Below are 12,137 nucleotides of genomic sequence, written 5' to 3' on the forward strand. Positions count from 1 at the left end.
CCTTCGGAACCGTTCCGACAAACGGCTACCGCATCAAACTTCGCCATCCTGACCCCCCCGTGCCCGTTGTTTCTTTTCATGGTAGTCGTGGTAATCGTTACCGTCAATATTTACCGCAAGCCGCCTCGCCGCGGTGCAGCAAGGAGGCCGCGCTGTGGACAGGCCCCGCCTATTCGTCGGCCCCGTGGGGCCCGTGACCGCAATTCAGCGGGCCAGGCGCACCGCAATGGCCGGCAATGGCGAGGTGACGGTCAGGACGCCGCGGGCGGCTTGCGGAAGATCAGGACGAACTCGTGGGCCTTGTTGATGCGGAAGCGATACGGGTAGCCGAGAGGCCGCATGTGGTTGTACTCGTGGCGGCGGTCCCAGATGACCAGGTCGTCCCAGACGAAGCCGATTTCCTGCATCATCCGGGCCAGATCGGCGTGAAACGGGTAAAACCGGTCCTTCTTCCGCAGGTCCATCACGATAACGATGCAGTACCGGCCGGGCTTGAGGGCGCTGAACACCAGGGAGAAGGCGTCCTTCAGGGCCGCCAGGAAGTCGGCGTACGACGGGATCTTCCCCAGATCTCCCTGAGAAGCGCCGTAGTGGCGCGCAGGTTTGCCGTCCGCCGTCCGGCGCTGCATCAGGATGTTCCAGTAGGGCGGCGACGTGATGACCAGGTCGACGCTCTGCGGCTCGACGTAGCGCAGCAGGTTGCGAGCGTCGTCGCAGTAGATCCGCCGTTCTCCCCCTTGCCGGGCGTCCACCACCCGCTCGCGCGCCAGCCTGCAGTACGCCTCTGAGATGTCGAGTCCGATGCCCACCCGGCCCATCATCTCCGCGGCAATCGGGGTCGCCCCGGTCCCGGCAAACGGGTCCAGGATGACACGGTCTTCTTGCGTGGTGAAGCACTCGATGAGGCGTGTGACCAGCGCCACCGGGAAGAGCGCAGGGTGGCCCAGCCGCGTCTCCTCGGGGGTTTTGCGGATGTCGCTCCACACGCTGATGGAGTAGCGCTGCCAGGTGCGCCCGTCGAGTTCGTTGGCTCGACGCCGCGCATCCACGCCGGGGGCGCCTGGTCGCCTCGCTTCAAGAGGCACGAAGAGCCTCTTTTCGTGGCGTCGCCGCGCTGCTCCGGGACGGACCGTCCTGGCCCGGTCCGGGGTCATGCCGGCCGGCCACGCCGGAATTGGCGCTTCGCTCCGTGGGTAGTGGCTCGGGGAGCCGGATCAGCAGCCGCTCGATGCGCTGGCCGTCCATGCGCTCCACGACCATCTCGACCCCGTCCTGCGTGACGCGGTCGCCAGGCGCCGGGATGCGCCCGAGGACGGCCATCACGAGGCCCGCAATGGTGTCGGCCTCCTCGCAGGCGAGTCGCAGGCTGAGGTGTTCGTTGAGTTCCTCCAGGCGGACGCTGCCGGCCGCGCTGAACGTGCGCTCGTCGAGGCGGCGGATGGGCGGTTCCCGGTGGTCGAACTCGTCCGATATGTCGCCCACCACCTCTTCGAGCAGGTCCTCGATGGTGACGATGCCCGCCGTGCCGCCGAACTCGTCGACCACCACGGCCATGTGGGCGCGCCGCTGGCGCATCTCGCGCAGGAGCTCGACCACCCGCTTCGACTCCGGGATGAAGTAGGCGGGGCGGATGAAGCGCGTGATGTCGAAGTGCTCGGGAAGCGGCGGCCCGCCCGCTCCTCCGGAGCCAGGGGCCGTGATGCCCGTCGCGGCGGGCTGCTGGTGGCCTGGGTGGGCGGCGAGTTGGGCGTGTGACGCTGCGGCGTCGGGCTGGCGCCGGGCGGCTTCGATCATGAGTTCCTTGACGTGCAGGATGCCGATGATGTGGTCGAGGTCGCCGTCGTAGACCGGGTAGCGCGTGAAGTGTTCCTGGCGCACCCGGGCGAGCAGTTCGGGCCAGGTGATTTCCCGGGAAATGCCCACCACGTCCACGCGGGGCACCATTACGTCCCGCACCCGCAAGTCTCCGAAGGCGAAGATGCGTTCCACCATGCGCTGCTCTTCAGGGGCGAAAACCCCCTGCTGCCGCCCGAGCGTCAACAGCGTGCGCACGTCGTCCTCGGTGACGGACGGTTCGTGGCGGCGGCCGCGCCCTGTCAGGCGCAGCAGCAGGTCGGTCGCAGCGGCGAACACCCGGTTGACCGGGGCCATCAGCCAGACCAACGCGCCGATGGGCCGGTGCACGAAGCGCGCGACGGTTTCAGGGGAGCTGGCAGCGAGGGCCTTCGGGGTGATTTCGCCGAGGATCAGGATCGCTGTGGTGGCCGTGAGCGTGGAGAGGAGCAGGGCCGTCTCCTCGTCCACGACCCACCGCAGCACGAGGGCCGTGGCGATGGCCGTGATCGCCGTGTTGATCAGGTTGTTGCCGATGAGGATGGTGGTGAGCAACCGGGCGGGCGACTCCACGAGCTTGCTGATGCGTTTGGCAGCAGGGTCGCCCGAATCCGCCAGGCGGCGCAGCCGGATGCGGCTGAAGGCCATCAGGGCCGTTTCCGAACTCGAGAAGAATGCCGACAGGCCGAGGAGCCCCACCAGTACGGCGATACGCCATCCTGTGTCGGAGTCCAAAGCCGGCATCACCTACCCCAGTGCTTTCCAGGGAAGCCCCTATTTTCTTTGGTAAGCCACCCCCATTATACACGGCGCCGCTCGCGCCCCCAGAACGGGGGGCGGCTCAGACGCCACAGTGCTACGGCCGCTGCCCGAACGGTGAGGGGCCGGACGCCTGCTCCCAGCCCCGCCAGAACGTCCGGGGCGCCAGGTCCCGGGGCTTGGCCGCCGGCAGTTCGCCGTCCGGATACCCGACGTGGACGAAGGCGATGATGTGGGCCCGGGGTGAGAGCCCGAAGTGCTCTTTGACCAGCGGATCGTAGGCCGCGTCGCCTGTTCGCCAGTAGGCGGCAAGCCCCAGGCCGTGGGCGGCCAGCAGCAGGTTCTGGACAGCGGCGGCGCCGGAGGTAATCTCTTCCATCTCGATGGCGCGGGGCTCCGTCGTGGAAGGTTCGACGGCGACCACGATGACGACCGGAGCCCTGAGGGCCCGGGACTGCTCGCCGGCAAGCTGCTCCTGAGTGGCGGTCTTGCCCTGCTTCTCCAGGCGGGCCTTCAGGGCGCGGGCCATGACCCGGCCGAGTTCCTCGCGGGCCGGCCCGGCCAGGACGAAGAAACGCCACGGTTGGGTCATGAAGTGGTTGGGAGCCCACCCGGCGGCCTCGATGAGGCGCTCGATGAGCTGCCGGGGTGGGCGCTCGTTGCGGACTTTGCCCATGCAGCGGCGGGTCCGGATGGCGTCGAGGACTTCCATATTTGGTGACACCTCCAGGCTTGGCTCGAGACGCTTGTCTCGAAGGGGTTCTGCACGAGAACAGCTTGACCACATTGTAGCCAGCGCGGACCGGGGGTGGCAGGAACCCGGAGGGCGCCGTCGAACTGCAACAATGTGTAAAGGATTGCACCTCCTTACACAAGCCGCCACAAGAGCCGGGCGTCAGGGGAGCGACGGCAGTCCAGGCATGGCCACGCTGGCGGACATCGCAAAAAGGGCGAACGTATCCGTGGCGACCGTATCGAGGGCGCTCAACCACTCGGGCTACGTGCGGCCGGAGGTGCGAGAGCGCGTCCTGCAGATCGCCCGGGAGCTCCACTACGTACCCAACCATCTGGCCCGCGGGCTTCTGGAAAACCGCACGGACCTGGTGCTCCTGCTCGTTCCGGACGTGACCAACCCGTTCTTTGCCGCAGTGGCGCGTGGGGTGGAGGACGTCCTCGCCGCGCAAGGGCTTCAGGTGGTCATTGGGAACACGGATGATAACCATTTCAAGGAGCGCACCTACCTCCGCCGGGCCCTGGGCCGGGGCGTGGACGGGGTCATCGCCATCGTGGCAAGCAGCGCCTCTGCCGATACGGGGCACTTCCGCCAGCTCAACGTGCCTCTGGTACTGGTCGACCGGGCGTGCGAGGCGGTGGCCGCCGACCTCGTCGCCTCCAACAACGAGCACGGTGCCTATCAGGCCACCCGCCACCTGCTCTCCCTCGGCCACCAGCACGTCGCCACCATCACCGGCCCGCTCCGGCTCAAGACCGCTGCCGACCGCCTGGCGGGGTTCGAGCGGGCCGTGCGGGAGTATCGCCTTTCGCCGGACCAGGTGACCGTGGTCGAGGGCGACTTCCGGGAAGAGGGCGGCTACCGGGCCGCCCGCCAGCTCCTGGAACGCTCCCCCCGCCCCACGGCGGTGTTCGCTGCCAACGACGTGATGGCGCTCGGCGCGCTGGCGGCCTTCGAGGAGGCGGGGGTGCGGGTGCCGGAGGAGATCGCGGTGGCCGGCTACGACGACATCCCCTACGCGGTCCGGGTGCGCCCGAAGCTCACCACGGTGGCCCAGCCCAAGTACGAGATGGGGGCAGCCGCCGCCGAACTGATGGTGCGCCGCCTCTCCGACCCCGGGCGCGCTGTGGAGCGGGTGCTGCTCGAACCCAGGGTGGTTGTCCGTGAATCCTCCGTCGTGCGCACGAACCAACCGTCCGAAGGGAAGCTCCCGTCGTGAGTTCGCCGCCGGTGGCAGCGGAGCGCCCGCTGTTGGAGATGAAAAGGGTTTCCAAATCCTTCCCCGGGGTGCAGGCCCTGGACGGGGTGGATTTCAGCGTCCAGCCCGGCGAGGTTCACGCGCTGGTCGGCGAAAACGGCGCCGGCAAGTCGACGCTCGTGAAGATCCTTACCGGCGTCTACCCGAAGGACAGGGGCGAAATCCTCCTCAACGGCCGCCCCGTCGACATCCGAAGCCCCCTCGACGCCCAGCGGCTCGGCCTTCGCGTCATTCACCAGGAGTTTACGCTGATCAACCACCTGAGCGTCGCCGAGAACATCTTCCTCGACACGTTTGCCACCGGCATGGTCGGCCGGGTTCCCCGCCGGCAGATCGAGGAACGGGCGCGCGAGGTGCTCACCACCCTCGGGCTTGACGTGGATCCCCGCACGCCCGTTGCCGGACTCACCGTGGCCGAGCAGCAGATCGTCGAGATCGCCAGGGCGGTCTCGAAGGAGGCGGTGCTCATCATCATGGACGAGCCCACCGCCGCCCTGACGGAGGCCGAGGTGGAGCGGCTGTTCGGCATCATCGGGGCGCTCAAGGCGCGGGGTGTGGCCGTCATCTACATCTCCCACAAGCTCGACGAGGTGATGGCCATCGCGGACCGCATCACGGTGCTGCGCGATGGCCGGCTGGTGGGCGTGCGGCGGGCCGCGGAGGTGAGCCGGTCGGAGCTCGTTCGCATGATGGTGGGGCGCCCGGTGGAGCAGATGTTTGCCCGCCGCCACCGCCCGTCAGACGAGGCGCTTTTCGAGGTCAGCCACGTGACGGTTCCGGGGCGCGTATACGACGCCTCGTTTTTCGTGCGGCGGGGAGAGGTCGTCGGCATCACCGGGCTCATGGGAGCGGGGCAGAGCTGGCTTGTGCGCGCCATCTTCGGGGCCGTTCCGACGTCGGCCGGTGACATACGGGTGGGCGGCCGGCGCAGGGCGATCCGTTCGCCAGCGGATGCGGTGCGGGCCGGCATCGGGCTTCTCACCGAAAACCGCAAGGAGGAAGGGCTGGTGCTGAGCCAGGCGGTCGCCGCCAACGTGACGCTGGCGTCGCTTGGCCGCTTTGGACGCCTGGGCCTGCTCGATCACGGCGAGGAACGCCGGGTGGCCGCGGGCTTCGTGCGGCAGCTCGACATCCGTACGCCCGCCCTTTCGCAGGAGGTCGCATACCTGAGCGGCGGCAACCAGCAGAAAGTCGTGCTGGCCAAGTGGCTCGCCACGGAGCCGGACGTGGTGGTGATGGCCGAGCCCACCCGCGGCATCGACGTGGGGGCGAAGGCCGAGATTTACCGGCTCATTGACGGCCTGGCACGCCAGGGCAAGGCCATCGTCCTGGTCTCGTCGGAGCTGCCGGAGCTCCGAAGCCGCGCCTGATGGGAGAGCTGGCCGTCGAAACCGCCGTCAAGCTCCTCAGGGGCGAGAAGGTCGCAGCGTACATCCCTGTCCCGCTGGAACTGGTCATGAAGAAGTAGCCCGGGCTACCGGGGGCGTCCTCACCCGGACGCCTGTCCTGCCTGCCCGCGCAGGGTGGGCAGGGGCAAGTCGGCCGATGGGGCCGGGCTGTCCGCTCCGGAGCGGCCCGGCCCTTCGCCTTGCCGCGCGGCCTCGAAGGAGCGGGCCAGGCGATCCAGCGAGTGAAGCGAGGCCGCCATGCGCTGCAGCGATTCGATCTGCTCCTGAACCATCGCCGAAGCCTCCTGGGCGGCGGCGGCAGCCTCCTGGGTCGTCGCCACGAATTCCTGAACGGCCCGCACGATCTGTTCGATGCCGTCCGTGATGCGGCGGGTGGCCTCCCGCACGTCCCCCGCCTGTTCGCTCAGCTGTACGGCGGAGGCGCCCACGGCATCGAACGCGGCCGCAGCGCGGGCGCCCGCTTCAATCTGTTCCTTGATGCGAGTGCCGGCTTCGGTGGTGGTCTTGACCACCCTTTCAATCGTGGCCTGCACGGTGTCCAGCAGGGCCCCGATCTCCCGGGTGGAATCGTGGGCCTGTCCCGCGAGTTTGCGAATCTCCTCCGCCACCACCCCGAAGCCCCGGCCGTGCTCGCCGGCGCGGGCGGCCTCGATGGAGGCGTTGAGCGCCAGAAGGTTGGTCTGATCGGCCACGGCCGCCATGGCCTCCACCACCCGGCCGATGGCCTTCGAGTGGCTTCCCAGGCGGCCGGCCTCCTCAGTCAGCGCCCGTACGGCAGCCTCGGCGCGCTCCAGTTCCGCTGTGAGGGCGCGGCTCATCTGCAGGCCCTGCCGGGCCTCGCCGGCCACGGCCTCGGCCTTGTGTGCGACCTCTTCAACGACGGTGGCGGCCTGGTGAATGGCCTCGCCCGCCGAACGGGCCTGGCCGTCCACGGTCTGGGCGGTGCGGGCCTGGGATTCCGACGTGGTGGCCATCTGGCGCACCGTCTCCGATATCTGGTTGATGCCACGCTCCAGTTCGGCTGAACCCCTGGTGAGGCTCGTGACCTCGCCCACGAGCTCCGTGGCCGCCTTGCGGGTGTGCTCGATGAGCGACTGGAGGTGCTCGGTCATCGCGACGAACGCGCCCGCCAGCGTGCCGATCTCGTCGCGGCGTGCCGCAAAGCGCCGCACGGTGTCGAGCGCCGAGCCGTACTCCCCGCCGCGACCGATGCGCCGGGCTGCCTCGATCAGGGCCACCACCGGGCGAGTCAGGGTGCCCGCAAACAGCCACGAGGTAAGGGCCAGCACGACCGCCAGCACACCCACGCCGGTCCAGGTGAGGCGCGCCATGGCGGCCAGCCGCCCGCCCTGCAGCGGCGGAGCCTCCAGCCTGACGGACCAGCCGGTCAGCAGCGCATCGACGCCCGTCTGCCCGGCGGGCAGCCCCCCGGATTCTCTCGCTGCCTGTGAGGAGGCGGCCAGCGGCACGGAGCGGGTATAGCCTACTTCGGCGCCGCCCAGCGAGCCGATCGAGGCCACCGCCTCCCCCGACGGGTCTACCAGGGAAAGGCGCACCTGGCCCAGCCCCGAACCGGTAGCCCTCGTGAGGTCTTCCCACCCCGTGAGAAGGAGGCTGGCAGGCTGACCTGCCAGGAGATAAGCTGCGGCTGGGGCCTCGAGCGCCCGCGTCACGGGCTGGCCGATGACGGCCCACCGCCCACGAGCCTCAGGCGCCACTCTTGCCGCAGGCCCCGCCCCCGAACCGAAAAGCGCGAGGGCTGCAGGCCCATCCATCGTGGCAAGGGTGGCGGTGCCCTGCAGCGCTGCGGTACGAAGGGCCCCGGGCAGCTGCCGGGCCTCTTCGGCAGAGAGCGACCGCACGCGCCAGCCTCCGGCCGGGGCGCGGTCGGGCGCCCCCGCGGCGTATAGTTCGAGCCAGTCTGCGACCGCTTGCAGCCGAAGGGCCGCCGCAAGCGCCACGGAGCGGGGTATCTGCTGTCCGAGCTCCTCCTGCACCGCCCGGACGTTCTCCTGGCCAACGCGCAGCCCCACCGCAAGGGAGGTGACCAGTGGCACGAGTGCGGTCAAGAGGATGACGACAACCAGCTTGCGCCGAATCATGAGGGCGCAGTTCGACGAAAAAGTAAAGATTCCTCGATAGCGAATCTTACTCTTTGCGGCTCACGAGTCGCTCGCGCCGGCCAGGGTGATCATGGCCCGCAGCGCGCGAAAGGCGCGGATGTAATCGTCTTCCTGGTACCGCAGCGTCCGGGGCCCCGTACGTTGGACCCCCGGCATGAGCGAGGCGACGTCGGCCTGCCCGCTGTGAACCGTCGTCAGCTCCACGACGATGGGGGGCGGGAAGCGCAGGAGCTGGAACGGGTGTGGCCCTGCCGGACCCGGCGCAGCCGGGGTGCGCTGCGCTGCCAGCTCGGCAACGACGGCTCGGGCGGCCTCCTTGATGGCCTGCCGCGCCCGCCCCGGGTGCACGGAGCGCGCCGCGTAGCGGCTCGCCGCCTGCTTGACAGCCACCGTGCGGGCCCAAGGCAGCCACTCGGCGGCCTGGCGGCACGCCGCCTCGTCGCCGCTCACGAGCACCACCGGCACCCCGAAGTACCCGCACACGGCCGCGTTGACGGCGGTCTCGCCGACCACCCGGCCGTTGATGCGAACGTCCCACGCCGACCTGCTCGAATACGTGTGATCCAGGATGGCGGGAGCCGTGCCGGCTGCTGCGTGGTAGCCGATGAAGAAAGCCCCGTCGAACCCTTCCTGCACGCCCTCGACCATGCTCAGCGGCTTCGGCGTCCCCTGGATGAGGTCGGCGGCCGGATGGAGGAGTTCGGGGTCGACATTGGCCATGTAGTTGTGCGAGTCGTTGACCACGATACGGGTCGCGCCGGCCTCCAGGGCGCCCTCGATGGCGGCATTCACCTCCAGGGTCATCAGGCGGCGTACCTGCGGCCGCCACTCTCCCTCGTCCTGGCGCCAGCTAAACGTGCCCGCGATGCCTTCCATGTCCACCGAGATGTAAATGCGCATGCGCCCCAGGCTCCCATCCTGCGGTCACTCTCCTCATTGTATGGGAGTCCCGTTTCGGGCCGCAAGCAGCGGGCGGGATGCGAGCGGCAAACGGGATAGAGGAGGGCGGGAGAGGAGGCGGGGGCGCCGCGGCGAAAGGCGACCGAAAAGCCACCGCGGCTTCAGCTCGAGAGGGTGGGGAAATGCTGGTTCTGGTGGCGAGCCCGGCGTTCTTCGCGATCAAGACGTATTTGCCGCGCTTGTTGCCCGAGGCCGAGGTGGTGTTCGCCGACCCGGCAAGCCTTCCGGATCGGGTCGGGGAGGCGGAGGTGCTGATCCCCTCGATGGCGCGCATCAACGACGCTCTCCTGTCGAGGGCCCGCCGCGTTCGGCTCATCCATCAGTGGGGGGCGGGGCTGGAGGGCGTCGACATCGAGGCGGCGACGCGCCGGGGGATTCCAGTGGCCAACGTGCCGACGGGCGGCACGGCCAATGCCGATTCGGTGGCGGAGTGGTGCGTGATGGCCGCGCTGGTGCTGGCTCGGCGGCTCGATGAGGCCAGGGCCAACGCGAGGGCGGCCTCGCCATGGGGGTCGCCGGCCGGGATGTCGCTGGTCGGCCGGAGTGCCGGCATCGTGGGGTTGGGAGGAATCGGCAAGGCGCTCGCTCCCCGCCTGCGGGCGATGGGGATGTGGGTGGCGGCGGTCAAGCGCACCCCGCAGCCCCAGCTCGCTCAGGAGTTGGGCCTGGAATGGCTGGGCCCCATGGACCGGCTCGACGACCTGCTCGCCCGGAGCGACTTCGTGTTCCTTACGCTGCCGGCCACGCCCGAGACCCGGGGCCTGATGGGCCGCAGTCGCTTGTCCGCCATGCGCCCGGGTGCCTTTCTCATCAACCCGGCAAGGGGCGCGCTCGTCGACGAGCCCGCATTGCTCGACGCGCTGGAAAGCGGGCGCCTGGGCGGGGCGGCGCTGGACGTTTACGCCAAGGAGCCTCCCCCTCCTGACCACCCGCTGGTTCGCCACCCTCGGGTCCTGGCAACGGCCCACGTGGCGGGGGTGACCGACGCCTCCTACACTGACATCGCCCGGCACGTGGCCGAAAACGTCCGCCGGGTGCAGGCGGGGATGCTGCCGGTTTCGTGCGCGAATCCCGGCGTGAAGATGCGCCCCGCCGCGCCGTAACGAGGTGCGCTTTGGAGATGGCATCCGACGGTCTGGCCGCCAGCACCGGTGGCCGGAAAACAGGCGACCGGTTCCGGCCGCTGCACGAAGAGGTCCGGTTTCTGGGCGCGCTGCTGGGCGAGGTGCTGCGAGAGCAGGGCGGCGAGGAGCTGTTCGTTGCGGTCGAGCGGGTGCGCCTGGCCACCCGGCAGCTGCGGCAGGGCTTCGACGGGCGCGTCGAGCAGGAGCTGACAGGCTTCCTCTCGGGCCTGCCCACGCCGCTGGCCTTGCAGGTAGCACGAGCCTTCACGGTTTACTTCGAGCTGACCAATCTGGCCGAGCAGCACCACCGGGCCCGCCGGCGGCGTGAGTACCAGCGGTTGCATCCCCATCAAGCGCAGCCCGCCTCCCTGCGGGCCCTGGCGCTCGAACTGCGGGCGCGCGGGCTGGCGGCGGGCGAGGCCCTCGACCTCGTGCGCAACCTCTCCATCGAACTGGTGCTGACCGCCCACCCCACCGAGGCGGCCCGCCGCACCGTGCTGGGCATCCTGCGGGACCTCTACGCACTGCTCGATCGCCGTGAGAATCCCCGCACGACTCCAGCCGAGCAAGACGAGATCAGGGAGCGCATCAAGGAACTGATCACGCTGCGCTGGCAGACGAGCGAAATCCGTTCCCGCCGCCCCGAGGTCATCGACGAACTGCGCCGGGTGCTCTTCTTCATGGACGCCACCCTCTTCGACGGCCTGCCGACGCTGCACGAGGCGCTGGAACGGGAGCTTGCCCGCGCCTACCCCGAACTCGCCTCCCGCCTCTCGGCCGGCGAGCGCCTGCTTGTCCAGGTCGTCCGGCTGCGAAGCTGGGTGGGCGGCGACCGGGACGGCAACCCCGAGGTGACGGCCGCCCTCACGTGGGAGGCCCTGTGCCGGCAGCGGGACCTGGCCATCCGCCGCTACATGAGGGCGGTGCGCCTGCTGATGGCGCGCTTTGCCCAGAGCAGCCGCCTGGTGCCCGTCTCGCCCGAGCTTATGGCATCGGTTGCCGCGGACGAGGAAGCGCTGAGCCCGCCGCCGCTCGGGTTCATCCGCTGGAGCGAGGACGAGCCGTACCGGCGCAAGCTCGCCGCCATGTACTGGCGCCTGGAACTCCTGCGGCGGCACAACCTGGCCCTGCAGGCCGGCTGGCACGAGCGGCCGGAGGGCACCGCGGGCCGGTACCGCAGCGCGCAGGAGTTCATGGCGGACCTTCGCCTCATCGAACGAAGCCTCCTCGCAGCCCGGGGCCAGGCCATCGCGCGGGGCGGCCTCGGGCGGCTCATCCGCCAGGTTGAACTGTTCGGCTTTCACCTGGCACCCATCGAGGTGCGGCAACACAGTGACGTTTACGGCCACGCCGTGGCCGAGGTCCTCCGGGCGACCGGCGTCGAACCCCGCTACGAGGCGCTGGAGGAGCCCGCCCGCCAGGGGCTGCTGGGACGGCTGCTGGACGCGCCGAACCTGCAGGAGCTGGCCGGCCTGTCCGGCAGGCTCGCCGGGTTGCCGCCCCGAGCGCTTTCTCAGGCTACCCGGGAGCTCCTTCGGACCTTTGAGGCGGCCGCGGCCGCCCGGGCCGAGATGGGCCCGCAGAGCGTCGATACCTGCCTTGTCAGCATGGCCCATGAACCCAGCGACGTCCTGGAGGCGCTGCTGCTCGCCCGCCTGGGAGAAGCCGGTTGGGGGATGGGTTCGCCGGCAGGCTCGCCCCTGCGCCCGCCACTCGGGGCGGATACTCCTGCGCCCCTGCGGGTCGTTCCCATCGTCGAGACCATCGACGACCTGCGTGCCGCTCCCGCAACGCTCGGGGCCCTGCTGGCCCTTCCGGCGTTTCGCCGGCATCTTTCGTCCTGGGGCGGCGTACTGGAGGTGATGCTGGGCTACTCGGACACGACGAAGGACGGGGGCTACCTGGCCGCCAACTGGGAGCTCTACCGGGCGCAGCGCG

General features: G+C 69.8%; 9 protein-coding genes and 1 pseudogene. 5 read left to right on the forward strand and 5 right to left on the reverse strand.

Translation table 11 applies throughout. The annotated features are described in order from the left end of the window. Window positions 1-251 precede the first annotated feature (251 nt). From AB1609_06385 to AB1609_06395, 3 genes are all read right to left on the reverse strand, one after another. Window positions 252-1,085, reverse strand: coding sequence for a site-specific DNA-methyltransferase (locus tag AB1609_06385; protein ID MEW6046093.1), 834 nt, complete (start codon window positions 1,083-1,085; stop codon window positions 252-254). Beyond that, window positions 1,075-2,577, reverse strand: a complete 1,503-nt coding sequence (locus AB1609_06390) for a hemolysin family protein (GenBank protein MEW6046094.1) — start codon at window positions 2,575-2,577, stop codon at window positions 1,075-1,077. Before AB1609_06390 ends, AB1609_06385 begins: the two co-directional genes overlap by 11 nt. Before the next feature lie 112 nt (window positions 2,578-2,689). After that, complete coding sequence (locus AB1609_06395) at window positions 2,690-3,304, reverse strand: nitroreductase (GenBank protein ID MEW6046095.1); 615 nt, start codon at window positions 3,302-3,304, stop codon at window positions 2,690-2,692. Between the two features lie 208 nt (window positions 3,305-3,512). Between AB1609_06395 and AB1609_06400 the strand changes: the two genes are divergently transcribed. From AB1609_06400 to AB1609_06410, 3 genes and pseudogenes are all read left to right on the forward strand, one after another. Then, the gene (locus tag AB1609_06400) at window positions 3,513-4,544 is read left to right on the forward strand and encodes a LacI family DNA-binding transcriptional regulator (protein ID MEW6046096.1); all 1,032 of its coding nucleotides are present in this window, start codon (window positions 3,513-3,515) and stop codon (window positions 4,542-4,544) included. Between the two features lie 38 nt (window positions 4,545-4,582). Continuing rightward, window positions 4,583-5,953: a sugar ABC transporter ATP-binding protein gene (locus AB1609_06405; protein MEW6046097.1), complete on the forward strand. Its 1,371-nt coding sequence runs from the start codon at window positions 4,583-4,585 to the stop codon at window positions 5,951-5,953. After that, window positions 5,935-6,051 (forward strand): annotated as a pseudogene (locus AB1609_06410) (D-ribose ABC transporter substrate-binding protein). Before AB1609_06405 ends, AB1609_06410 begins: the two are co-directional and overlap by 19 nt. A gap of 21 nt (window positions 6,052-6,072) precedes the next feature. Here the strand turns inward: AB1609_06410 and AB1609_06415 are convergent. Together AB1609_06415 and AB1609_06420 are read right to left on the reverse strand one after the other, a co-directional pair. Then, the gene (locus tag AB1609_06415; protein ID MEW6046098.1) at window positions 6,073-8,094 is read right to left on the reverse strand and encodes a methyl-accepting chemotaxis protein; all 2,022 of its coding nucleotides are present in this window, start codon (window positions 8,092-8,094) and stop codon (window positions 6,073-6,075) included. Window positions 8,095-8,154: 60 nt separating this feature from the next. Continuing rightward, complete coding sequence (locus AB1609_06420; GenBank protein MEW6046099.1) at window positions 8,155-9,015, reverse strand: M55 family metallopeptidase; 861 nt, start codon at window positions 9,013-9,015, stop codon at window positions 8,155-8,157. Between the two features lie 182 nt (window positions 9,016-9,197). Here AB1609_06420 and AB1609_06425 point away from each other — a divergent pair, with 182 nt between their 5' ends. Next, window positions 9,198-10,178 (forward strand): 2-hydroxyacid dehydrogenase, encoded by a 981-nt coding sequence (locus AB1609_06425; protein MEW6046100.1) that lies wholly within the window; start codon window positions 9,198-9,200, stop codon window positions 10,176-10,178. A 17-nt stretch (window positions 10,179-10,195) separates the two neighbouring features. Further along, window positions 10,196-12,137: phosphoenolpyruvate carboxylase (locus AB1609_06430; protein ID MEW6046101.1), on the forward strand; the 1,942-nt coding region annotated here is incomplete at its 3' end.

It is taken from the genome of Bacillota bacterium (genome assembly GCA_040754675.1).
In the GTDB taxonomy this organism is placed as follows: Bacteria; Bacillota; Limnochordia; order Limnochordales; family Geochordaceae; genus Geochorda.